The following is a 25,167-nucleotide window of genomic DNA, read 5'->3' on the forward strand; positions in this document are numbered from 1 at the left end:
ACTTTAGTTTTACTTATTGGAATTATTGTTCTTTTTCTAAATTTTGTGTATTTACCTTTAGCACTACTTTTAGGAAAATTGATTTCCATTTTAGTTGAATTTATGAATTATTATATACATTGGTTGTCAAGTTTTCAGGAATACGTTATCAAGAATATTACGTTTACACCGTTTTTAACTGTTGGATTATATCTTTTGATTTTAAGTGTTATTTATTGGATTTACAAACCTAAAAACAAACGTGTTTTATATGTTTTAGTCCTAACTTTGTCATTTCAAATCTTATATTTTTTTACAAAAAACGAAACTTCACATAAAAATGAATTGATTGTATTTAACAATAAAGAAAGTGCTATTTCAATTTTTGAAGCTAATAAAATTACAATTTTTTCGAATGATAGTTTGATACAAGAAAATCAAAGCATTCAAGAATATGCAACGGCTAAATTTAATCCAAAAATAGTATTTCATCCTTTGGAGAATGTCTTATTTTTCAAAAACAAAAAAATAATTATTGTTGACGAAAACACAATTTACAACACATCTATAAAACCTGATGTTGTAGTTATTAGACAAAACTCAAGAATCAATATGGAACGTCTAATTCTCACATCAAAACCGCAACTAATAATTGCTGATAAAAGCAATTCATTTACATCAATAAAAAGATGGAAAGCAACTTGTATAAAATACAAAATCCCCTTTCATGCTATTGCCGAAAAGGGATTTTATAAGATGTAATTTTATTTTTTGTCTATAGCTCAGCTTTCAGCTGTTCAGCTGTTCTATAACCTAATACATTTGTTTTAATTTCTCCGTCTTTATCAAAAATATACATTGTTGGATATCCTTGTACTTTTAAGAATTTTGTAAACTCGTGTTGACTATTTCTTCCTTGCTTGCCAGCAACAAAACTAGGGTTTGAGTATTTGATTCCTTTGAAATTAATTTCTTCATTTCCTTCAGCATTAAACTTTACAGCGTAATAATTTTTTGAGACTAATTCAACTATACTTGCCTCATGAAAAGTGTTTTTATCCAACATTTTACAAGGTCCACACCAATCTGTATAAACATCCATAAAAATCGGTTTCGGATCTTTTTCTTGCGCTTTAAGAGCTTCATCCATTGTCATCCATTTGATTTCTTGCGCAAAAGAAATCAGACTTAACAGACTTAAACTTAAAACTAATATTGCCTTTTTCATTTGTATCTTTTTTTTATTATTATTTAATTATACTATTTGCTCCTTCAAGCCATTTTTCTGGACCACCAGCTACATAACCTGTACTTCCTAGAGCACTTAAATTAATCTTACCTTCTGCTGTTTTTTCTGGATTTACTACCCAAACGGTTGGATAACCTTTCACTTGAAAAATTTGTTGCATCTGATAATTTTGTTGCTTTAGTGTCTCATCTTGTGCTGTTCTTCTTGGGAAATCTAGTTCAACTAAAATTACATTTTCATTGGCCCATTTTATAAACTCCTCTTTTTTAAAAACTTCATTTTGCAAACGAATGCACCAACCACACCAATCAGATCCAGTAAAAAATAACATTAACGGTTTTTTCTCTTTCATAGAAAGCTCAGAAGCCTTCGCCATATCAGTATGCCAAGTCAAATCTTCTTGTGCCTGAACTAAAATCGAAGACAAGGTTACAAAAAGTATGAACAGTGTTTTTTTCATTTCAATATATTTTATTACTATACAAAAGTAAACAAATAAGATGCCAAAAAATGTTAGTTATTTAACACCGTGCATCAATTTTTTGATAACTGGTGTCATTAAAATAGATAAAGCGGCCATTACCAAAGAGATTATTGTTAACATCCAAAAGAAAGAACTTAATCCTGATTCGTTTGCAATTTTATCAATTTTCTCTCCAAACATACCTGCACCTTTCATACCAATTGCAACCGCTAAATACCAAACACCAAACATAAAGGCAATCATTCTTGCTGGCACTAATTTACTCACGTAAGACAATCCTACTGGAGAAATACATAATTCTCCCATTGTATGGAATAAATATACTAAAATTAACCAAATCATACTAACTGATGCAGTTTTTGCACCGGGTTCAATTCCCGAAGCGCCAACTGCTACACAAGCCATACCTAATGCTAATAATCCCATACCTATTCCGTATTTCATATTTGCATTTGGGTTGTATTTACTTTCCCACCATTTAGAAAATAATGGCGCTAATGAAATAATAAATAATGAATTTAATGTTGAAAACCAAGTTGCTGGAACTTCTGTAATTGCTTCTGTAACTTTGTCGATTTTTAACATTTCTAAAGTTGAATCTGATAATGTTATAAATCCTGCAGTATAGAAATCTTTCATAAGCATCCAAATTGCAATAGCCCAAATAATGATAAAACTTGAAGCTAATATCATATTTGCCACAGCATAATTTTTAAATGTTTGTTTAAATAACAAATATAAAACCCAAGTTATAATTGCTAATGGCACTATTGTAATTAACGTATTAATAAACAAGAAAAATGTACTCCAATTTCCTTCTAATACCCTATCTGTGTAATCACTTGCAAAAATTGTTAATGAATTTGGTGATTGTTCGAAAATTGCCCAAAAGAAAATCGTTAAAAATGCAAAGAAAGTAACCGCAATTAATTTTTCTCTTGTGATTTGAGAGTATTTCATTAAACGAGTAACTAGCAAATAAATAAATAACAGCAATGCAGTAACAATTGCTATTGAATTTCCGTTTTCACCTAAGAATCCAAAAACATTAACAGCTCCATTTGAAATTTTTGAAGCTGGATCATTAATAATCCAAAGCAAACCTAAAGTTGCACTAACAGCAATAATTCCTAATTCTAATTTAGTAAATGGGTTTCTTGTATCAGTATCTTCTGCTTCTGATTTAGCTTTACTTTCAGCAGTTGGTTTTAATCCAATATCTCCAAAAATATTTTGAGACAACCAAAATTGCAACATTCCGAAGAACATGAAAATTCCTGCTAAACCAAAACCGTAACTCCAACCAACTTTTTCTCCTAAATAACCACAAAGTAAGATTCCGAAGAAAGCACCAGCATTTACACCCATATAAAATAAAGTATAAGCTCCATCTTTCTTTTCTGGTCTGTCTTTGTACATTTCAGAAATTATAGAAGTCATATTTGGTTTAAAAAATCCGTTTCCAAATACTAATAAAACTAAACCTAAATAAATTGAAAATTCAGTTTCAACTGCCATAGAAGCGTGACCTAAAGTCATTAAAATAGCTCCAACAACAACTGCCCATCTAAAACCAATAATTTTATCAGCAAAATATCCACCTAACATGGTAGATAAGTAAACTAAACCTACGTAAGAACCAAACAATGCAGACGCATTTTCTCTAGTCCATTCCCAACCACCATCTGTAAAAGAAGCTGTTAAGAATAATATCAAAAGTGAACGCATTCCGTAGAATGAAAAACGCTCCCACATTTCTGTGAAAAACAATACAAATAAACCTGCTGGATGACCTAAAACAGGGTTCTTAAAAAATTGATCTGTTGAATTTTGACTCATACTATATAATTGTAAGTTAGTTTTTTTATTAATTTTTAGTTGTTTAATTCTTTATCAACTCCATGCATTAATTTTTTGATAATTGGAGACAAAGCTAATAAAACAGCTCCAAATCCAATACCTGTGTAGAATAAATATTCAAATAACTTCAAATAACTTTCCTTAGCAACATTTAAATCAGGAGCTAAACCATTTGAAGTATCTACTGAAGCAATATTTGCTAATAATGATGCTATAAACTCTGAACTTGCAGTGGCTAAAAACCAAACTCCCATCATAAATCCAACAATTTTTACTGGTGATAATTTTGTTACTGCTGAAAGTCCAACTGGTGACAAACTTAATTCTCCGCACGTATGTAAAAAATAAGCTAAAATCAACCAAAATGCTGCTACTTTCCCAACTCCTGAAAGATTGATTCCCATTACTAAAGCTCCAAATCCTAGTCCAACTAATGCTAGAGCTAATGCAAATTTAACTGCTGTATTTGGGTTATATTTTCCCAGTTTAACCCATAGCCAAGCAAAAACTGGTGCTAAAAGTATAATAAATAAGGCATTGAAACTTAAAAATTGTCCAGCAGAAATCTCAAATCCAAAGATATGCCTGTCTAAAATTCTATCTGCAAATAAATTCATTGAAGTATAGGCTTGTTCGAATAAAGCCCAAAATACAATAGTAAACACGATTAAAATTGTCAATGCAATTAATTGTTCACGAGCTTTACCGTCTAATTTTGTTACAGCATAGTATACAATGTATAAAAATGAAACTCCACCAGCTACTTGTAATGCAATTGAAACGGCATCATGATTTTGAACCATTTGCCAAAATAATAAAGTAGATAAAACACTAACTATATAAATTAACCATTCGTTTTTAAGCCCAAATGATCTTTTTTCTAAGAAAGGTTGGTTGGTTGATTCTCCTTTGCCCATTAAGTATTTTTTACCTGAAATAAAAGTTACTAGACCGAAGAACATTCCTACACCAGCAGCACCAAATCCGTAACTCCAACCGTAAGATTCTCCTAACCAAACACAAACAATTGTTGCCAAGAAAGAACCCAAGTTAATTCCCATATAAAACAAGGTGAATCCTGAATCTCTTCTCTTATCTCCTACTGAATATAATTCACCAACCAAAGATGAAATATTTGCTTTTAAGAACCCAACACCAAGTATAATCATAGCTAGTGAGAAATAAAACACTTGTAGCGCAAAATTATCACGAGTAATTTCTCCTGTAATAGATTGTGTGGCTGCATTTCCCTCATAAGCCATTCCTAAGTGACCTAAAACAAGCATAATTCCTCCAAAGACAATTGCCTTTCTAAAACCTAAATATTTATCTGCAATAAAACCTCCAATAACTGGAACTGCATAAACTAATGCTGCATAACTTCCAATTAATAAATTTCCTGTATCATCTGAAAATAAATGGTATTTTGTTAGATAAAAAATTAATAAAGCTTTCATCCCGTAGAATGAGAAACGTTCCCACATTTCTGTAAAGAACAATATAAAAAGAGCTTTTGGATGTCCAAAGAACGTTTGTTCCTCAATTGGTATGTTTGTCATATTATAATTTTTCTAAAAGAAAGTTAGTCATTTTTGTAAACAATTGTAATCTTGTGGCACCACCATAAATTCCGTGGTTTTTATCTGGATAAATAGCCCAATCAAATTGTTTGTTTGCTTGTACTAAAGCTTCAACCATTTTCATAGTGTTTTGCACATGTACATTATCATCAGCTGTTCCATGAATTAAAAGATAATTTCCTTTTAATTTTTTTACATGATTTATTGGTGAATTATCATCGTAACCACTTGCGTTTTCTTGTGGAGTTTGCATATATCTTTCTGTATAAATTGAATCATAATATCTCCAACTTGTAACTGGTGCTACAGCAATTGCTGTTTTAAATACTTCATTCCCTTTTAAAATACAGTTACTACTCATAAATCCACCATAACTCCATCCCCAAATTCCAATTCTTGAAGCATCAACAAAATCATATTTACCAATTACTTTTGCAGCGTCAATTTGATCTTCAACTTCGTATTTTCCTAATTCTTTATAAGTCACTTTTTTGAAATCAGCTCCTTTGAAACCTGTTCCTCTTCCGTCCACACAAACAATAATGTATCCTTTTTGAGCTAGCATATAAAACCAATAATCATTATATGAATTCCAAGAATTATGAACTTCTTGAGAACCTGGTCCAGAATATTGCGTCATGAAAACTGGATATTTTTTAGAAGCATCAAAATCAGCTGGTTTGATTATATAAGCGTTTAGTTCGTTTCCTTTTTCTGTTTCAAGTGTGAAAAACTCTTTTGGACTAACTCCATATTTTGCTAATTTTTCTTCAGCTGCTTCGTTTGATAAAATCTTTTTGATTTCTTTTCCAGTTTTTGATTCATTTAAAGTGTAAGAAGGCGCTTGAGTGGCACTTGAAAACGAATTAATGTAGTAATCAAAATCTGGGCTAAATGTTACGTCATTTGTTCCTGTTTTTGATGATAGTTTTGTTTTTTCTTTTCCGTCAATTTTAATGGAATAAACATCTCTATTTATAGAACCATTTTCAACCGATTGATAATAAATGATTCCTGATTTCTCATTGAAACCATAATAATTTGTCACTTCCCATTTTCCTGAAGTGATTTGCTTTTTTAGTTTTCCATTTTTATCATAGTGATAAATGTGGTTGAATCCATCTTTTTCTGAAGTCCAAATAAAACTGTTATCTTTTAAGAACGTTAGGTTATCAGTAACATCAACATAAGCTTTGTCTTTTTCGTTTAAAACAATTGAAGTTTTCCCTGAAGAAGCATCCACAAAATGCAAATCCAAATTATTTTGATGACGGTTCATGACTTGAACACTTAAAATATTTGAATCATTCGTCCATTCAATTCTAGGAATATAAAAATCGTTGTAATCACCCAAATTAATCGCCTGTGAATTTCCAGTTTTTAAATCATAAATATGTAAAGAAACTACAGCATTTTTTTCACCTGCTTTTGGATATTTAAACACTTCTTGCGTTGGATATAATCCTTGGTTGTACATATCCATTGAAAACTCTGGAACTTCTGATTCATCAAAACGAATGTAAGCTATTTTGGTTCCGTTAGCATTCCAATCATAAGCCTTCACAAAAGCAAACTCTTCTTCATAAACCCAATCCGTAATACCGTTGATGATAGCATTTTTCTTTCCGTCATTAGTAATTTGCAAATGCGAACCCGAAATTGCATCATAAACATATAGATCATTTTCGAAAGCATAAGCTATTTTAGTTCCATCTGCAGAAAATGTTGGCTCTTGAATTTGCTTTGAAGTAAATTTTGATAGTTTTTTTGATGAAATATCGTACACAAAATAATCAGCTGTAAATGAATGTCTAAAAATTGGAGCCGAATTTGAAGCGATTAAAATCTTTTTTTCCTCTTTATCGAAAGTATAACTATCGATTGAAGTTAATTCTGGGAAATCTTTTGTGTCTATTAAAGTTGAAACTTTTTCTAAAGTTGCAAAATTATATAAGTCAATTTGAGTGCTTCTTGATGTTCTGTTAAAATCTAATACGGTGTATTGATTTGTGTTCTTCATAGCTTGGAGTTCGTCCATGCTTTGCGTTCTAAAAGCTCCAGACCAAATCTCTTCTAAAGTGATTTTTTGTTGAGCAACAATTGATAATGAAGTAAATAAGAATAAAACTCCGAATATAATTTTTCTTGTCATAATAGTGTAAGGTAAAAAACTTTCAATTTTACTAAAAATTATCGAGAAAACCTTGCTTTTTATGATATATTCACAAAAAAAAGGTTGTTAAAATATGTTCTATCTTGCTTATCTTTGTAAAAAAAATACACAATGCTTCAAAATAAAGGCTTCTCTAAACTTACCAAAGAAGAAAAAATAAATTGGATTACAACCACTTACTTTTCAAATCCTATTGATGCTGAAAAATTAGTGAAACAATATTGGAATTCAGATTTACAATTGCAAAAACTACATGATGAATTTATTGAAAATACATTAACCAATTTTTATTTACCCCTTGGAGTTGCTCCTAATTTTGTAATAAATCATAAAAACTATACAATTCCAATGGCAATTGAAGAAAGCTCGGTTGTCGCTGCAGCAAGTAAATCTGCTAAATTTTGGGCTGCACGTGGTGGATTTAAAGCAACTGTTTTAGGAACTGAAAAAATTGGCCAAGTTCACTTTTCGTATGCTGGTTCTTTTGAAAAATTAGAAGCATTTTTTAAAGAAAAAAAATCATCTTTTTATGAAGATACAGCTTCTATCACGAAAAATATGGAGAAACGTGGTGGTGGAATTTTAGATATAAAATTAGTCAACAAAACAGATAAATTAGAAAACTACTATCAATTGCATGCTACTTTTGACACTAAAGATAGTATGGGTGCGAATTTCATCAATTCTTGTTTAGAGCAATTTGCTAAAACTTTGGAAAGAGAAGCTGCTTCGTATGAAGAATTTTCTGAAAATGAAAAACAAGTTCAAATCATCATGTGCATTTTGAGCAATTTTGTTCCGAATTGCGTGGTTAGAGCTGAAGTTTCTTGTAAAGTTGAAGAGTTGAATGAAGACACAGGAATCAATCCAAACGAATTTGCTGAAAAATTTGTGAAAGCAGTTAAAATTGCAGAAATCGAACCATACAGAGCTGTGACTCACAACAAAGGCATCATGAACGGTGTTGATGCAGTAGTTTTAGCTACAGGAAATGATTTTAGAGCAGTAGAAGCTGGTGCACACGCATACGCGAGCAGAAATGGAAGCTATTCAAGTTTATCGCATGCTTCTATTGAAAATGGCGTTTTTAAATTTTGGTTGGATATTCCGTTAGCGTTAGGAACTGTTGGTGGGTTAACAAGCTTACATCCTTTAGTTAAATTTTCTTTGGAAATGTTAGGAAAACCTTCTGCTCAAGATTTAATGAAAATTGTTGTTGTAACAGGTTTAGCACAAAATTTTGCTGCTTTACGTTCGTTAACCACAACTGGAATTCAAAAAGGACACATGAAAATGCATATTCATAATATTTTGAATCAATTTCAAGCTACTAAAGAAGAAAAAGAAAAAGTCATTGCCCACTTTAATGAGACAACAGCTTCTCATAGTTTGGTTGTTGATTATTTGGAGAAGATTAGAAAGTAAAAATATAAATTTTCAGTATCATGAAATACTGAAACGAGTTCAATTAAATATAGTTTTAGTATGATGAGATACTGAAACGAGTTCAGTATAAAATGAAAAAAGAAACTTACTATAGCAACGGAAAATTATTATTAACTGGAGAATATTTGGTTCTTAATGGGGCAAAGTCTCTAGCTGTTCCAACAAAATTTGGTCAAGATTTGGAAGTTATTTCTGGTCTTGGAAAAAAAATAATTTGGAAAAGTTATGATGCTGATGGAAGCATTTGGTTTGAAAATGAAATTCTATTCGATGATATAATTACAAAAAAATCATTTATTGAAAATAAAATCAAAAATACTTTAGTAGAAATTTTACATCATGCTTATTTATTAAATTCAGATTTTATTGAAAATTCTGAAGGTTACTCAATTGACACCAAATTAACATTCCCAAGACTTTGGGGTTTAGGAACATCATCTACGTTGATTAATAATTTAGGACAATGGTTAAATATTAATGCTTTTGAATTGCTTAAAAACAGTTTTGGAGGAAGTGGATATGATATTGCTTGTGCACAAACCAATCAATCTATTATTTATCATTTAGAAAACGAAAAACCTTTTTTTGAAAAAATTTCTTTTAATCCAGAGTTTAAAGAACATATTTATTTTGTGTATTTAAATAAAAAACAAAGTAGCAAATCAGCTATCAACAATTATTTAAATAAGCAATTTTCATTAGATAAAGTAAAAACTAAAATTGATAAAATCACAACTTTTGTTTCAGGAACTAATAATATAAATGATTTCATGGCTGCCTTAGACAAACATGAAATTTTACTAAGTGATGTTTTAGAACAACTTACCGTAAAAGAATCTTTGTTTCCAGATTTTAAAGGCACGGTAAAAAGTTTAGGCGCTTGGGGTGGCGATTTTGCAATGGTTGTTTCAAAAGAAAATCCTCTATTCTATTTTAATAAAAAAGGTTATGAAACTATTTTGAAGTATGAAGAAATGATTTTGTAATAAACTATTTTTCTAGTTCTAGAGCAAGTTTATCAAGATATTTGTCATATTGATTTTTACTTTCTGACCAATTTTTAGCTTCATCTTTCCATTTATAAAAATTCTTTTTATCTTTTTCATTAAAGTAATGACAAGCTAGATTAAATGCTGTTTCCTGGATAAAATTCTTTTGCTTACAAGTTTTACTCATTTTCTTATAAACTTCAATGCTTTTATCAATTTTTTTAGAATTCTTATAAGTATAAGCTAGCTCTTTTAATGTGTAGCAATCTTTTGGGTCTTTTTCAACTGCTTTATTCAGTACAACTTCTGCCTTATCGTATTGTTCTAAATGATTATATGAAAATGCCATTTCTGGAAATAAACCTTCATAATTAGAATCTATTTTTTCTAATTTTTCTAAATAGATTAATGCGGTTTCACATTCGTTCCATGCGTTATATAAAAATCCTTTATTAAACATAGCAAAATCAGAATCATCGCTTTGCTTGTAAACCGATAACCAATCTGGTGTTTTTTCAATTTTTAAGTCTTTAATTCTATCTTCTGGTAATTCTGCAACTAAATTTTTACTTACATCAAGTCTCATTTTAATAAAACCTGGTCTTTTACTTAATTCACTTTCAGCATTTATAAAATCACCCTTTTTATTTATCTTAAAATCTCCACCATAATTAAAAGTTAAACCAGCACTATTATCAATGTATAAAAAACCAAAGGTGTAAGTACTATCCTTATCCATCGGAAATATAATCCATTTATCTACGCATTTAATGTAACTTTTATCAAAATTCAGTGTGTTTTGTGCACAAACGTTAATAGTTAAAAAAAGCAAAAACAAATTAATGTACTTCATTCTTAAGGTTTTAATGTTATTTTATTTTTTTTTGTAAGTAATTATTTAATAAAGATTAAATGTAATAAAGCTAAAACAGAAAACAAAAAAAATCCCGAACAAATTGCTTGGGATTTTTTATATGGTAATGAATTTTTCTTATTGAATTCTTAAATCTTCAATTTCAGATTTTACTTTTAAAGCTTCGATGGCTTTATTAGAAGCAGAACCTTGTGCTTGTGATTTAGCTTGATTTACATATGATGTGTAATTTGGTATTGCACTAGCTTTTACCATAGTATTTGTTTTTACAATATATACACCTAAAGTACCGTCAATTAAATCTGAAGTAGTCCCTGCTTTTTGAGCAAAGGCTTTTCCAACAACTTTTGGTTCTGGTCCAATGTTTGGCAATAAAGCACTTCTAAAAACAACGTCTGTTGCAGAAACAACAGATGCATTAGTTGCTTTTGAAACTTCTTCTAGCGTTTTTCCAGTCATCTTCTTTCTTATGATAACTGCTTTCTTTTCGTTCTTTAAAATTGGTTCAACTTGAATTCTTGCGTTTTCAACTGAAGTCAATCCTGAATCATTTACTGCTTTTAATTTTGCAATAACATAACCCGTTGGCACATCAAAACGTTTTACATTTCCAATTTCAGTGTCTCTTCCAAAAGCCCAAAGAACTATTCCTCTTTGTGGACCAACTAGTGGAATGTTTTCGTCAGATGTTTTAATATTTGGTGCTTGAGTAACTTCTAATCCCATATCTTTTGCTACTTGAGCAAAGTCTTTTGAATTAGCATCAGCTTCAAATTTAGAAGCTTTAGTATAGTTTTGATCAGAAGTTGCTTCAGATGGTTCATTTTTTTGAGCTACTGTTGCTAACAATACTGAATTATATTTATCAGATACTTTAATAACGTGAAAACCAAAATCTGTTTCAACAACACCAATACTTCCTATTGGGCTATCAAATACAAAATCGTTAAATGGTTTTACCATTTGATTTGGTGCAATATTGTCATATTCACCACCTGTTTGTTTTGAACCTGGATCATCAGTATTAGCAGTTGCTAAAGCTCCAAAACCAGCTGGATTTGCTTTTGCCTGAGCTAATAAACTATTTGCCAAAGCATTTGCCTCTTCTTTCGTTCTTTTAATGCTTGGGTCAGCTCTTTCTGCTCCTTCAAAAGCAATTAAGATATGGCTAGCTTTTGCAGCTGCACCAGACTTACTACCTACTTTTCTTGATAATTTTTGAAAACCATTATCTGAATAAGGTCCAAAAACTTCTCCTACAGGAAGGTTAAATAATTGTTCTTGGTATTCTAATGGTAAATCTTTTTTTGCAACATAAGTTGAATCAAATTTAATGTCAGAATTTTTGTTGACATATTCTGCAACATTAGAAGCATTTCTAAAACTTGGTATTGTATCATTTATACCCGTTTCTTTATTATATTCTACTTTTCCATTCAATAATCCTTGAATAGAACTTTTCATTTGATCTTCGTCAGCTTTAGATGGTTTGTTTTCAATAAAAACCAATTCTAAATCAGCCATTTTATCTGATTTGAATTTTTTCTCATTCTTTTTAATATAAGCCATAATTTCATCATCTGAAATTTTAACTTCATCATCATTTACTGTAGCATATCCAACTGTCACAAAGTCAAAATTCACTTTGTCATTTTCTTCTTCATATAATGCTTTACCTTCAGCTTGTGTAGTTTGAATACCAGACTTTATTAATGTGTAATACATTTGTTCAGTAAACATTCTCTCAACATCAGCTTCAAATGCCTCCCATTGTGCTTTTTGCTCTGGTCCTTGCTTGTAAAAGTTAGTACTAACATATTCTTTGAACTTTGCAACATCAAATTTCCCTGCTTCGTTTAAAAATTGAGGATTAGATGCAAAGTTGGGATTCTCTTTCATTACATTGATTAATTGGTCTGGACCAACACGTAATCCCAATTCTTCATATTGTTCTGCTAAGATAATTCTTTTAACTTCTTGATCCCAAACTCCATTTGAAGCTTGAACATTGCTCATACCTTGCTGTTCTGCTTGTCCAACTTTCACTTGAAACTCTTGTCCCATGATGTTTTCGCCATTAACAGTACCCGCATATTTTGAACTACTACCAAAAGATCCACTTTTAATTACATCCGCTAACACAAAAGAAAATAAGGCTAGTGCGATGATTACTATTAGGAAAAATGAACGTTGTCTAATTTTTGATAAAATTGCCATTTTATAATTTATTTATTTTTTACAGAAGGCGAAAATACAATTATCTATGAAATAATAAAATACTAAAGCGATATTTTTATCTTTTTTCTTCAGATAATGAAAGTTTTACAAGTTCAATTTTTTTATTGCTTGCAGAATGTATGATTATTTCGAAGTTTTCTATGTGAATTTTTTCTCCGTTTTGAGGAAAATCTTTAGTATAATCAACAATAAAACCTCCTAAAGTTGAATATGAATCACTTTCTGGAATTTCTAAATTATACTTTTGATTGATAAATTCGACATCTAACCTTGCAGAAAATAAATAAACTCCTTCTTCGATTTCTTCATCATCATGTGATTCGTTGATTTCGTAATACTTTCCTTCTTCGATTTCTTCATCTATTTTTTCTTCTACTAAGTCATGTTCATCTTCTATTTCACCAAAAAGCTCCTCAATTATGTCTTCAATTGTGATTAATCCAGAAGTTCCACCGTATTCATCAAGAATGACAGCCATACTTTTTCTTTTTTTAGTCAAAATATCTAACAGATCTTTAATGAAAATAGTTTCTGGAACATATTCAATAGTCATCATTATTGACTTGATATCTTTAGGTTTTTGAAATAATTCAAAAGAATGTACATACCCTAGTATATCATCAACAGAATTTTGATATACAATGATTTTTGAATAGCCTGTCTTTATAAATAATTCTCTTAACTCTCCAATACTATCATCAACATCAACCCCAGAAATTTCTGTTCTTGGCGTCATAATATCTCTAGCCTTAAGTTCTGAAAACTCTAATGCATTTTGAAATATTTGAATTTCCGAATCAATTTCATCATTATCAGAAACTGAACTCATTTGTTCGTTAATATAATTTCCTAATTCTACTTTACTAAAATAATCTTGTACTTGGTCTCCTTCTGTTTTGAAAAATTTCATCAAAATAAAATCTGAAATCCAAATAATGAATTTAGAAACCCAATAAAACAATTGGTGAAAAAAGTAAGCTGGAACTGCAAATAATTTTATTAATTTATTGGAATAGATTTGAAAAAAAACTTTAGGTAAAAATTCTGCTGTAAATAAAATCAATAAAGTTGATAATACTGTTTGAGAAATTAAACTTACAAATTCATCTTGAAAAAAAGGAGATAACGTTTCTAGCCATTTTGTTAGCAAATCACCTGTTATAAACCCATAAATTACTAAGGCTACGTTGTTCCCAACTAACATTGCTGTTATAAACTGAGAAGGCTTTTCAGTAAGTTTATTTAAGATGTTTGCATTGAAATTGTTTTGTCTTTTTTCAATGGACAAAAAAACTTTGTTAGATGAAAAATAGGCAATTTCCATCCCAGAAAAAAAAGCTGAAAGCAATAAACAAATAACTATAATTGTTATTTCCATAAAAGTGGATTAATTATTATACTTATTTACCGTATTTATTGTTAAATCTTCTTCTAAAGAAAAACATAAACAAAGCAGCAGCTGCAAGCAGTAAGCTCATAGTTACGCTTTCATTATTTTGATACTTTACAAATGCATCATAAACAAAAAAAGCAGCGAAAATGATATAAACGTATTGAAATAGTTTTAAAAAACTCATGGTTTAATTTTTATCAAAAGTATAAATTTTATAAATAACTACACTATCTTTAGTCTATATTATTTACTTCACCATTACTTTTCTGCATATTGAAAATTGTAAAATCTTTGCTAAAATCAACTCCAGGACCTTGAAGAAATCCTCCTTGACCGTCTGAATATTTGAATTGTTTTTCAGTAAAAAACCATTCGTTTTTCTGATCGTAATATAATTGAGAAGTTTCTAGAATTTTATTGTCATATGAAATGATTTTTACATTTCCTTGTAAGTCGATCAGGTTTGTCTTTTTATAAGACACCGCATAATCAGCATCAATATAACTTTTATTGTCTTTGTCGTCGAAAATAGTAACTTTTATACCTTTAGGAAATTCCGTGTAAGGATTTTCAAGCGTACCGTAATCAATCATCTTTGGACTAACTAGAATAGCTTTTACCCTACCTGAATCGGTATAAACTAGATTAATTGTATCTGCTTGACCTGAAGGTATAAATGTTTTTTGATTCAGTTTTTGTACTTCTTTAAAATTACTTTCACATGAAAAAAACATAGCCACAGCGAAAACTGTGACTATGTTAGTGATTATATTTTTAAAATTCTTAATCATATTATAAATTAGGAACTTTTACTGATTCTCCAATCCAACAATTAAAAGAAATTGTTTTTCCAGCCATATTACCGTTAAAAATATCAGTTCTTGATGGTGCATAACTATTATATGATGCAGCTTGTCTAGATGCAGTTCCTTTTAAACTAGGATCAACTGCTGCAGCTTTGTTAGCATATTGAGCACACAACCAGTTAACAGCTCTTTTTTCAAAAGGATCTTTTCCACATTCATTAGCACTACTAGCATATAATTGCGCTATTAACATGTATGCTTGACCGAATGATGGTTTGGCAACTAAAGCTTTTCTTGCATAAGATCTTGCTTGAGATTTATTTCCATTACCATACATCGCAGCTATTTTATAATATACTTTTGCTTTTTTAGTAGCATCAGTAAACAATTGTGCAGATTGGTTGAAATATTCTAAAGCTTTAGAAGTATTTTTAGCTCTTTGAGCAGCAACTCCTAACAAATAAGCAGATTCTGCTGTTGGGTTCAATTTATGTAACTGTTCAGATATTTTAGTAAACAAAGGATCTGAATCACAATCTTTAGCCTCTAAACGTTCAGCAGCTCTTTTTAACCAAAGTACATCAGTTTTCTTTTCTTCAAATGATTTTTGGTAGAAAGGAATAAGTTTTTCACAAGTAGAAAGCAATACAATTTTTGAATCCATACTTCCTTTTACAGTACTAAATTGCTCTAGGTTATATTCATTTCTTTCTTTAAGTCTTAATTCTTTGTCAGTAAGCTCTTGTTGTGCTTCGATTTTATTTAATAAAACATCCAATTCATCAGAAAGTCCTTTTTCTTCTAACTCAAGTTTTTCAGTAATCTCGTCATACTTATCAAACACTTGTTGCAACTCAATACCTTTTTTACCTGCTTCATAATCATCTACAAATAATTCAAAATAAGTATATAATGCTTTAGCAGAAGTAAAGTTAGCAGCATCTGTTTTAAATGCATTATCTAAGTAACCGTAAGCTTCTTCTTTTGTACCAACATTATTATCTAAAAGTAACATTGCCTTTTTTACAGTGTTACCTGCACCGTTACTTGGAAAATTTTTATCATGTTCACCGTATAAAGCAACTAAATCTTTAACAAATTTTTCTTTTTCTTCTGGAGCTTGAGTATTGTCAATCTTATCTTTTAAAATAAACTCCCCATAAATATAAATTGCTTTATGATAAGCAGGACAATCTTTTCTCATACTTTGCATATAAGGATATGCATCATTGAAATCCTTAGACTTAGTAAATTGTACTAAATACTGAATATCTTCAGCACATTTATCACTTGACTGAGCATTAGTTAAAAAACTAACTGCAATTAATAACACTAGTGTTAATTTCGTTTTCATTTTGTAAAAATTTGTATTAATCATATTTTCTTTTTTCGAACCATAAATCATTTAAAGACAAGCCTACACTTATATTAAAATAATTTTCTTCAATTAAATTATTGTAGATAGTTCCTTTCTTTCCGTATTCAAAACCAAGGTTGATATTTGAGAATCTTCCCCCTACTGGTAAACCTAGACCAAAATTAATGCCATAATCATTAATTTGCTTAGAATTTATTATTAAACCTGTGTTTTGATATCTAAACCCAGCTCTATAATTAACTCTACTCCAGTAACTTGTGAATGAATTGTATTTAGGAATAAAATTTCCACCAACTATTATTTTTTGAGAGTTTTCGAATGTTGCGTTATTAATATCGTCAAATCTATTTCCTAAATTACTATTTTCTTGGTAAATATATTCTACCCCAACAAACCATTTTTTAGGCAAACCAATTCCTGCTCCAAGTGTATATTTGGCAGGAATAACCAATTTGGTGTCAGCAACTTCTAAATCATCGTTATCATTAACAAACTCCACTCCACTTACTGTGTATGAAATAGTAGCAAGATTTCTAGAATTAACTGAATTCAATTTTGCTTCAGGAGAATACCCAAAACTAGTATTCAATGTTAATTTGTTAGCTAAACTTTTTGTGTATAACAATGCAAAGTTTGTAGAAAGACCTGTTATATTTGACTGATTATTTTCTCTTGATCCTAAAATCACGTCTGGGAGAAACACAACAGACTCAGTTTCGATTGTTCCAAAATTATATTGAATATCCAAACCAACACTAAAATTTTCTGAAAAATTATAAGCTGCACCTGCAAAAACCTTATTAATTCCACCCTGACCAGTATATCTTGTACTTCTCAAATCACCTTCTGATGCTTGATTTTGAATTTTATAACCAACTGAAGAAAATGGCATCACTCCAAAAGCTGCTCCAAACTTCCCTAAAGGAAGACCAACTGCTAAATAATCGATAGTTGTTCTTTGGGCAGTTTCTTTACCTTGTTCGCTTGATAAATTATTGTAGTTTGTTGTTCCTCCAACTGTGAAATTAGTGATTTTCAGTCTCGAATATGTTGCAGGATTCAATAGATTTAAGTGTATTGAGTCATAAGCTATTCCTAATCCTCCCATAGCTCTAGCGTCATGAGTACCTTTAAATTTAATATCTCCTAAACCATAAAAAGAATATGGCGAAGAGGTTCCTTCTTGTGCTGAAACAACAACTGTTGTAAGGAAAGTTAATGCAAGAAATAATTTCTTTATCATTGTATGTTATATTGATATAATAAGTTCAAACTCTCTAGTAAGAAATTTGAATTGGCAAATATGGGGTTTTTTAATCTTTTAGCCAAAAAAAGTGCATCACCACCTGTTAAAATTATTGTTAAATATTTATTTTCTCTTAAATAATCGTTAATAAAACCCTCGATTTCATGCACCACACCATTAACTACTCCTGAATGTATAGATTGGTTTGTAGAATTACCTCTATAAGAATCTGGTTCTGCTATAACTAATTTTGGCAATTTGGCCGTGTAATAATTTAGTGCTTTATATCTCATTTCTATTCCAGGTGAAATTGCACCTCCTAAATAATTTTTGTTTTCATCTACAAAATCATATGTTATACATGAACCAGCATCAATTATTAAACAATTTTGATTTGGAAATTTCAATACTGCACCAGCAACAATAACTTTTCTATCCATTCCAAGAGTTAAAGGTGTTACATATTTATTTTCAAAAGGAAATTTACTCTCATTTGTAAGAAAAAATGAATTATTCTTAGCTTTAAGAAGTAAAAAAACCTCCTCTGATACATTTGAAACGCTTGAAATGATTGTTTTATTACTTTTTGGAAATTTTTTATAAATTATTTTCAACCCTTCTAACAAAGTTTCATTTGTGTAATCTTCCTTCAAAATCATTGTATCTTGTTCAAAAACAGCTACTTTAATTTTTGTATTCCCAACATCAATTGCTAATATCATTTTTATATTTTAAAACTTCAAAGATACAAATTGATTTTTTTTAAAAATTGTTTTGTATAAATTAAAAATCATTCTATATTTGCACTCGCAAGAGCGAAAAGGTACCTTAGCTCAGATGGTAGAGCAATGGACTGAAAATCCATGTGTCCCTGGTTCGATCCCTGGAGGTACCACAAAAAAACTCGAATAGAAATATTCGAGTTTTTTGTTTTTAATGCTACCAAGCATAAATAATTTACTATATTTATTTATGTTAGCAAATCTTATGCACAAGAATAAAAAAATCATCTTCATTGTTTTGGGAATAATAATTTTTCTAGGTCTAATAAACTTAGGCTTTACTGTTTGGGTTGAATCAAAACTACCAAAATTAATAAACAATGAAAATAATACAGATTACAACATAAGTTACAAGGATATTGATTTGTCAATTTGGAACGCAAAAATCACAGCCTATGATGTATCGATTTCTCCAAAAAAAAACCTAAAAGAGTCAGATAAAAAATTTGGTCTTTATGGAAATATTGATTTAATAGAGGTCACTAATTTTGATATTTGGAGCATTTTATTTGACAAAAAAATAAAAGCTAAAAGTTTAGTTGTGTCAAATCCAAGAATAATTTTATTCAAAAACAACGATAGTGCCATAAATGACTATAACAATATTAATTCGAAAGTATTTAAGCCTTTTGAAAGAATAATTATTGTTTCTAACCTATTTATGGAAAGAGGAAAATTTAAAATTTTCAATACACTTAACCAAAAGACATTAGCAAACATTCAGAATATTAATTTTAAGCTTGAGGGAATTGTTTTAAATGAAAAAACGCTAAATGAAGAAATACCAATATCTTACAATAAATATACTTTAACTTGTGATAGTGTTTTTTATCAAGTCAATGAATTTTATGATATTAAAAGTTCAAAAATAGTTGTTACTGAAAAAAGTTTAAAAATCAAAAAATTTAAATTTCTTCCAAAATATACTCGAAGAAATTTTATTCAAAAAATAAGAAAAGAGAAAGATTTATTTACCATTTTAGCGGATGATATTTCTATAAAAAAAATGGCTTGGGGTTTTAAGAATAAAGTTTTTTTCTTTGACACAAATTCAATTGTATTAAATAATGTTGCCGCAAACATCTACCGAGGAAAAATGCCTTCTGATGATTTGTCCAAAAAAGAATTATACAACCGTTTACTTAGAAATTTAAAAGTAGATATTAAAGTTGATTCCCTTTTTATAAAAAATTCTTTATTGACCTATGAAGAAGAAAAAACTTTCGAAAAAGGACCAAGTAAACTATTCTTTAGCAACTTCAATTTGTTTGCTCAAAGTATTGAAAGTGGCTATAACAAAACCAAACTTCCTGATGTGAGAATCAAAATTAATTGCAATTTTATGAAAGAATCACCTTTAAAAGTAGATTGGTCATTTAATGTATTAAATAAAAAAGATGGATTTAAAATTGTTGGTTCTATTGACAAATTTAATGCTGAAGAACTGGCAGTTTTCACAAAACCTTATATGAATATTAAGGTAAATGGTGAATTCGATGAAGTTTATTTTGATTTTTCGGGAAATGACATTCTTAATAAAGGAACTTTTTCTTTAAAGTATGATGATTTAAAAGTTGTAATTTATCAAAATAACAAACGCTTAAAGAAAAACAAATTCTTGTCTACTATTGGAAATTTATTTGTGAAAAATGATTCTGATGACGAAATAAAAACAACTGAAATTGAAGTTGAACGTAATCAAGAAAAGTCGTTTTATAATTTTCTTTGGATAAGTATTGCTGATGGATTAAAAAAAATTCTTTTATAATTTTATCCGTGATAAACTCTCGATTTTGTTATTTTACCTTCTCTAATTTCAAGAACTTCTGCTACTAACATATCTTCTTCTCCTTCAACGTTACGAACATACTCCATAAATACTCTGTCAGAATTAGCTGTTAGCGATTTCAATTCATATTTTAATGTTGGCAGTTTATCAAATGCATCTTGCCACCAAACTCGCATAGCATCTACTCCAATTACTAAACCATTTGTTTCTGGCTGACGAATTTTTAATTTCGGACTGTAATGTGCAGCATCGCTTTCGTATAAGGATAGTAATTTATCTAATTGTTTAGCATTAAAAGCTTCAAACCAACGAAAAGCAATTGATTGTAATGATTCTGGTGTCATACTTTGATTAAAAAATCCCGAATGAATCGGGATTAAGTTGTTAAATATTTTTGATGTTTATTATTTCTTGTTCTGTTAAGAAACGATAATTTCCTCTTGGCAAGTTCTTTTTAGTTAAACCTGCGAATGTTACTCTATCTAATTTAATAACGTCATATTTAAGGTGTTCGAATATTTTTCTAACTACCTTAATGTTTGCAGTTTTCATTTTGATACCAATTTCACTTTTTGGTTGATTATCAATATATGTAACTTCTTCAACGTATACTCTATGTGTATCAATCGTTAAACCCGAAATAATTTTCTCTAAATCTTCAAAACGTAAATTTTTATCTAAAGTAACTTGATATAATTTACTAGTTTTCTGATTTGGTTCTGTGAATTTTCTTATAATATCTGTGTCATTTGTAAACAATAACAAACCAGTTGTTGTTTTATCCATTCTTCCAACAGGTTGAATTTTTGACTTAGTAGCACTTCGCACTAAATCTAAAACACTTGGTGAATAAATATCATCATCTCCTGCCGTTGAAAAGTTTTTAGGCTTATTCAATAAAATATATTCTTTCTTTTCTGGATTTAATTTAACTCCATCAAAAATAACTTCATCTGTTAATTTAACTCGATGTCCCATTTCTGTTACAACGATACCGTTTACCTTTACATTTCCACTTTGAATATAGATGTCAGCATCTCTTCTGCTGCACATTCCTGAATTCGAAATATATTTATTTAAACGTAATTCGTCTGGATTTTTTGGTGTTTTTGGTGCCTGATTTGGTTTTTTTTCTGGCTTAGGCTCAGCTTTTAAATCTGGTTTTATTTTTGAACTTGCTTTTTTTCTAATAGGTCCATTCCCTCTCGAAGTACTAGGTTTTTTTGTTCCACCTTGTCTTGAAGAAGTTCCTTTTTTCTTATCATTATTGTTTCCTTGATGACGCGTCATTTTATTCTAATTTTTTGCAAAGATATAACTAATAAGCGGAAATAAGTTTTTTTCCGTGTAACAAAACTGAAGGCTCTATTAAAACTATACAAAAAACTCCAGAAACAATGATGAATTTTAATAGAAAATGTAACTTGAGATATTCTGGTTTTGTTTTAGCTTTTCCCAATTTAAGTAAAAAGAACATTAAAATAAGTAAGCTTATGTAAAAGTAAATATCCATATAACCTACGTTAAAAACATCAACCAAATAATAAACTGGAATTACTGTAGAAATAGTTAAAACTGCAATTATATTTTTGGCTACTTTTTCTCCAAACAAAACTGGAATAGTTTTATAATTGGAAACTAAATCTCCTTCTATATTCTCTAAATCTTTAATTAATTCTCTGATTAAAAGAAGCAAATATAGAAACATAGCATGTGCAAAAATAACATTATAGAAGTTTTTATAGTAAAGTAAAATCCCAAAAAAAGGCAAAACAGCTAAAACAGAAGCGGTAATATTGCCAATAATTGGATATTTTTTTAATTTATGAGAATAAAACCAAATAAGAAATATGTAGGTTGAAAAAAACAACATCGCTCTCCACGAAACTATACTTGCAATTAGAGCTACAATAAAGTTAATGGTAAAATATACTGTTAATTTAGTTTTTTGACTTACTAATCTATCAATCATGACTTTTCTTGGCCGATTGATTAAATCTTTTTGTGCGTCATAAAAATTATTAATAATATAACCAGAAGCAATTGTTAAGGAAGAAGCCAAAACCAAAATAAACAATTGATAATCTAAGATTACATCTAATGCTCTTATTTCAGGTGAAAGAATAAAAATAGACGCTAGATATTGTGCCAACACAATTACAAAAATGTTATAGCCTCTAATAACAGAAAAAAAACTGAAAACTTTAGATAATAAAAATTTTGTTTTTCTAGTTAACATCACTAAAACTGGTAAACTACTTCTAATTTATAGTCTTTTAAAGATTCTTTAGCTTTTTCAATATCTTGAGTAAATCCCAAAATATATCCACCACCACCAGAACCACAAAGTTTTAAGTAATAATCGTTTGATTCAATTCCGTTTTGCCAAAGTGTGTGAAATTGTTCCGGAATCATAGGTTTAAAGTTATTTAAAACTACTTTAGATAATTTCTTTGTATTTGCAAACAAAGATTTGATATCACCATGTAAAAAGTTTTCTACACAAGCATCTGTATGTTTTATAAATTGCGATTTCAGCATCTTACGGAAACCTTGATCTTTAAGATTTTCCATAAAAATACTTACCATTGGTGCTGTTTCTCCAACAATTCCTGAATCTAATAAGAAAACCGCTCCTTTTCCATTTACACTTTGTGTAGGAATTCCAGTCGCTTCAATATTATCTTTTGAATTAATAAGTATTGGTAAACTCAAATAACTATTTAAAGGATCTAAACCAGAACTTTTCCCATGAAAAAATGATTCCATATTAGAAAAAACAGCTTTTAATTGCAATAGTTTATCTCTAGTTAAATTCTCTAAAACTGTGATTTTATCTGAAGCATATTTATCATAGATTGCAGCTACCAAAGCACCACTACTTCCAACGCCATATCCTTGAGGAATACTTGAATCGAAGTACATACCGTTTGCAATATCCTTTTTTAAAGCTTCATTATCAAACTTAACCAATGTTGGTTGTTCAACTTGCAATTGTATTAAATATTCAAAAAAACGATCTAAACTTTTATTTGAATTGATGGCTTCTTGAGACGGATTTTCATCTGTTTTTAAAGCTCCATTATAAAAATTATAAGGAATTGATAGCCCTTTTGAGTCTTCAATAATTCCATATTCTCCAAAGAGTAATATTTTTGAGTAAAATAATGGTCCTTTCATAAAGTGTTTAGATTGGGTTGTGTAAAGTTACAAAATTATTTTGATTCTGCACCATTTCCTATTTGATCGCAAATATAATGCCCATTTTGACAAAAGGCAACTAATTCATCCTTAATAAATTGTAATACTTTTACGGAAACGTTTTCGGGATATAAAATATGCACATTAGCTCCAGCATCAAGCGTAAAACAGACTGGAATATTAGTTTCGTTTCTAAATTTCCAAATTTTATTGATTATTTCTAATGTATTCGGTTTCATCAAAATAAAATAAGGCATTGAAGTCATCATCATAGCATGAAGGGTTAAAGCTTCACTTTCTACAATTTTTATAAATTCTTCTATATTTCCTTCTAACAGTATTTTGGTAATTTTAGCTAAATTATCATGGGCTTGTTCAAATCTTTTTTCTGCATATGGATGACCAAACATCAATTCATGACCAACAGTACTTGAAACTTGCTTTTCTCCTTTATCAACTAGCAATATAGTGTCTTGGTAATTATTGAAATTCTCATTAATATTATTAAATTCTACTCCAAATAGGTCTGAACTTTCTGCTATAGATTCATTTTTTCCCCAAGCTACAACTTCTCCTTTTATACTTCTACAAGCACTTCCACTTCCTAAACGAGCTAAAAATGATGCTTTTTTATAGAATAAATCATCTGTTAAATTTGAGTTTATTTCTTTTTCCAATGACATTACATTCATAGCTAAAGCTGCCATTCCCGAGGCCGAAGAAGCTATTCCTGAACTGTGAGGAAAAGTATTTTGAGTATCAATAACAATGTGATATTCTTTTAAATAAGGACAATAGGTTTCAATTCGCTGAAAGAACTTTAAAATTTTAGGTTTAAAATCTTCTTTTGGTTTTCCTTCAAACAACAAATCAAATAAAAAATCGTTTTTGGATTTCTTTTTAGTGAAATTTACTTTAGTAATTGTTTTGCAGTTGTTTAAGGTAAAACTAATAGATGGGTTTGCTGGAATCTGATTTTCCTTTTTCCCCCAATATTTGACTAATGCAATATTACTTGGCGCACTACATTCGAAAGCCGCGTAGTCAATACTCGAATAACTTGAAACAATAAAATCCTTTTCGGAAAGCATACTTTAAAATTTTAACAAAGATACTTTTTTTGTCTATTTATTAAATTGATATTTCGTTAATTTGTACAAAACATTTTAAGATGAACAAATACGTTAAAATAATAATCACAGTAGCAATCTGTTTAACCGTTGGTTATTTATCGTCAATAGTTACCCAATCAAGTATTCAAACTTGGTATCCTACAATAATAAAACCTTCTTTTAATCCCCCAAATTGGGTATTTGCACCAGTATGGACTCTACTCTTTATTTTAATGGGAATTTCGGCTGGACTAATTTGGGATAAATTAGATGAAAACAAAGAATTAATAAAAAAGGGCCTTTTCTTTTTTGGAGTACAATTGGGTTTGAATGCTATGTGGAGTTATTTGTTCTTTGGGTTAAACAACCTTTTATTAGCCAGTCTTGAAATAGTTTTGCTTTTACTTATTATTTATGAAACTTTTCTGATTTTCAAGAAGATAGACAAAAAAGCCTCTTATTTACTTATTCCTTATATGTTGTGGGTTGCTTTTGCTACACTTCTAACTGTTACGATTTATTTTCTTAATCGATAATTATCAGCAAAAACAAGCATGTGTTTAATTTTCAGATAATTAGTACTGTTGT

General features: G+C 29.5%; 22 protein-coding genes, 1 tRNA gene and 1 pseudogene. 6 read left to right on the top strand and 18 right to left on the bottom strand.

What is annotated here, in order from left to right; genetic code table 11:
* A pseudogene (locus AACZ53_RS01860) lies at window positions 1–741 on the top strand (hypothetical protein); the annotation flags it as partial.
* Window positions 742–754: 13 nt separating this feature from the next.
* On the opposite strand, the gene AACZ53_RS01865 reads toward AACZ53_RS01860, so the two are convergent.
* From AACZ53_RS01865 to AACZ53_RS01885, 5 genes are read right to left on the bottom strand one after another with little or no spacing between them, the layout of a single operon-like run.
* Window positions 755–1,207: a thioredoxin fold domain-containing protein gene (locus tag AACZ53_RS01865; protein ID WP_339834124.1), complete on the bottom strand. Its 453-nt coding sequence runs from the start codon at window positions 1,205–1,207 to the stop codon at window positions 755–757.
* Window positions 1,208–1,226: 19 nt separating this feature from the next.
* A complete protein-coding gene (locus tag AACZ53_RS01870) occupies window positions 1,227–1,688 on the bottom strand; it encodes a thioredoxin family protein (protein WP_339834126.1) in 462 nt (153 codons plus the stop codon).
* Between the two features lie 57 nt (window positions 1,689–1,745).
* Complete coding sequence (locus AACZ53_RS01875; RefSeq protein WP_339834128.1) at window positions 1,746–3,551, bottom strand: peptide MFS transporter; 1,806 nt, start codon at window positions 3,549–3,551, stop codon at window positions 1,746–1,748.
* A gap of 35 nt (window positions 3,552–3,586) precedes the next feature.
* Window positions 3,587–5,131, bottom strand: coding sequence for an oligopeptide:H+ symporter (locus AACZ53_RS01880; RefSeq protein ID WP_339834131.1), 1,545 nt, complete (start codon window positions 5,129–5,131; stop codon window positions 3,587–3,589).
* A 1-nt stretch (window position 5,132) separates the two neighbouring features.
* Window positions 5,133–7,304: a S9 family peptidase gene (locus tag AACZ53_RS01885; protein ID WP_339834134.1), complete on the bottom strand. Its 2,172-nt coding sequence runs from the start codon at window positions 7,302–7,304 to the stop codon at window positions 5,133–5,135.
* A gap of 132 nt (window positions 7,305–7,436) precedes the next feature.
* Between AACZ53_RS01885 and AACZ53_RS01890 the strand changes: the two genes are divergently transcribed.
* Together AACZ53_RS01890 and AACZ53_RS01895 are read left to right on the top strand one after the other, a co-directional pair.
* On the top strand, window positions 7,437–8,750 hold the full coding sequence (locus AACZ53_RS01890; protein ID WP_339834137.1) for a hydroxymethylglutaryl-CoA reductase, degradative: 1,314 nt from the start codon (window positions 7,437–7,439) through the stop codon (window positions 8,748–8,750).
* A gap of 92 nt (window positions 8,751–8,842) precedes the next feature.
* Window positions 8,843–9,757, top strand: coding sequence for a GYDIA family GHMP kinase (locus AACZ53_RS01895; RefSeq protein WP_339834140.1), 915 nt, complete (start codon window positions 8,843–8,845; stop codon window positions 9,755–9,757).
* A 4-nt stretch (window positions 9,758–9,761) separates the two neighbouring features.
* Here the strand turns inward: AACZ53_RS01895 and AACZ53_RS01900 are convergent, their stop codons facing one another.
* From AACZ53_RS01900 to AACZ53_RS01935, 8 genes are all read right to left on the bottom strand, one after another.
* Window positions 9,762–10,613, bottom strand: coding sequence for a hypothetical protein (locus tag AACZ53_RS01900; protein WP_339834143.1), 852 nt, complete (start codon window positions 10,611–10,613; stop codon window positions 9,762–9,764).
* A gap of 138 nt (window positions 10,614–10,751) precedes the next feature.
* Window positions 10,752–12,851 carry a peptidylprolyl isomerase gene (locus AACZ53_RS01905; RefSeq protein ID WP_339834146.1) on the bottom strand — a complete coding sequence of 700 codons (2,100 nt, stop codon included), beginning with the start codon at window positions 12,849–12,851 and terminating at the stop codon, window positions 10,752–10,754.
* 76 nt (window positions 12,852–12,927) lie between these two features.
* Complete coding sequence (locus AACZ53_RS01910; protein WP_339834149.1) at window positions 12,928–14,250, bottom strand: hemolysin family protein; 1,323 nt, start codon at window positions 14,248–14,250, stop codon at window positions 12,928–12,930.
* Between the two features lie 22 nt (window positions 14,251–14,272).
* On the bottom strand, window positions 14,273–14,449 hold the full coding sequence (locus AACZ53_RS01915) for a hypothetical protein (protein ID WP_339834151.1): 177 nt from the start codon (window positions 14,447–14,449) through the stop codon (window positions 14,273–14,275).
* A gap of 49 nt (window positions 14,450–14,498) precedes the next feature.
* Entirely contained in the window at window positions 14,499–15,056 is a 558-nt protein-coding gene (gene lptC / locus AACZ53_RS01920) for an LPS export ABC transporter periplasmic protein LptC (RefSeq protein WP_339834153.1), read from the bottom strand.
* 1 nt (window position 15,057) lies between these two features.
* Complete coding sequence (locus tag AACZ53_RS01925; protein WP_339834155.1) at window positions 15,058–16,425, bottom strand: hypothetical protein; 1,368 nt, start codon at window positions 16,423–16,425, stop codon at window positions 15,058–15,060.
* A gap of 16 nt (window positions 16,426–16,441) precedes the next feature.
* Window positions 16,442–17,692 carry a hypothetical protein gene (locus AACZ53_RS01930; protein WP_339834157.1) on the bottom strand — a complete coding sequence of 417 codons (1,251 nt, stop codon included), beginning with the start codon at window positions 17,690–17,692 and terminating at the stop codon, window positions 16,442–16,444.
* The gene (locus tag AACZ53_RS01935) at window positions 17,689–18,417 is read right to left on the bottom strand and encodes a type III pantothenate kinase (RefSeq protein WP_339834159.1); all 729 of its coding nucleotides are present in this window, start codon (window positions 18,415–18,417) and stop codon (window positions 17,689–17,691) included. The genes AACZ53_RS01930 and AACZ53_RS01935 overlap by 4 nt, the downstream gene beginning before the upstream one ends.
* 100 nt (window positions 18,418–18,517) lie before the next feature.
* Here AACZ53_RS01935 and AACZ53_RS01940 point away from each other — a divergent pair.
* Window positions 18,518–18,590, top strand: a tRNA-Phe gene (locus tag AACZ53_RS01940).
* A gap of 92 nt (window positions 18,591–18,682) precedes the next feature.
* Entirely contained in the window at window positions 18,683–20,245 is a 1,563-nt protein-coding gene (locus AACZ53_RS01945; protein ID WP_339834161.1) for a hypothetical protein, read from the top strand.
* A 2-nt stretch (window positions 20,246–20,247) separates the two neighbouring features.
* Here the strand turns inward: AACZ53_RS01945 and AACZ53_RS01950 are convergent, their stop codons facing one another.
* Genes AACZ53_RS01950 through mvaD form a run of 5 tightly spaced genes read right to left on the bottom strand, consistent with a single transcriptional unit; the run spans window position 20,248 to window position 24,558 of the window.
* On the bottom strand, window positions 20,248–20,610 hold the full coding sequence (locus tag AACZ53_RS01950) for a nuclear transport factor 2 family protein (protein WP_339834163.1): 363 nt from the start codon (window positions 20,608–20,610) through the stop codon (window positions 20,248–20,250).
* A gap of 40 nt (window positions 20,611–20,650) precedes the next feature.
* Window positions 20,651–21,556, bottom strand: a complete 906-nt coding sequence (locus AACZ53_RS01955) for a pseudouridine synthase (RefSeq protein WP_339834167.1) — start codon at window positions 21,554–21,556, stop codon at window positions 20,651–20,653.
* A gap of 28 nt (window positions 21,557–21,584) precedes the next feature.
* Entirely contained in the window at window positions 21,585–22,505 is a 921-nt protein-coding gene (locus AACZ53_RS01960; RefSeq protein ID WP_026717424.1) for a geranylgeranylglycerol-phosphate geranylgeranyltransferase, read from the bottom strand.
* Between the two features lie 2 nt (window positions 22,506–22,507).
* Complete coding sequence (locus tag AACZ53_RS01965) at window positions 22,508–23,446, bottom strand: mevalonate kinase (protein ID WP_339834169.1); 939 nt, start codon at window positions 23,444–23,446, stop codon at window positions 22,508–22,510.
* A gap of 35 nt (window positions 23,447–23,481) precedes the next feature.
* Window positions 23,482–24,558: a diphosphomevalonate decarboxylase gene (gene mvaD, locus AACZ53_RS01970; RefSeq protein WP_339834172.1), complete on the bottom strand. Its 1,077-nt coding sequence runs from the start codon at window positions 24,556–24,558 to the stop codon at window positions 23,482–23,484.
* An 80-nt stretch (window positions 24,559–24,638) separates the two neighbouring features.
* Here mvaD and AACZ53_RS01975 point away from each other — a divergent pair, with 80 nt between their 5' ends.
* The gene (locus tag AACZ53_RS01975; protein ID WP_339834175.1) at window positions 24,639–25,115 is read left to right on the top strand and encodes a TspO/MBR family protein; all 477 of its coding nucleotides are present in this window, start codon (window positions 24,639–24,641) and stop codon (window positions 25,113–25,115) included.
* Window positions 25,116–25,167 lie beyond the last annotated feature (52 nt).

It is taken from the genome of uncultured Flavobacterium sp. (genome assembly GCF_963975005.1).
Lineage (GTDB): Bacteria > Bacteroidota > Bacteroidia > Flavobacteriales > Flavobacteriaceae > Flavobacterium.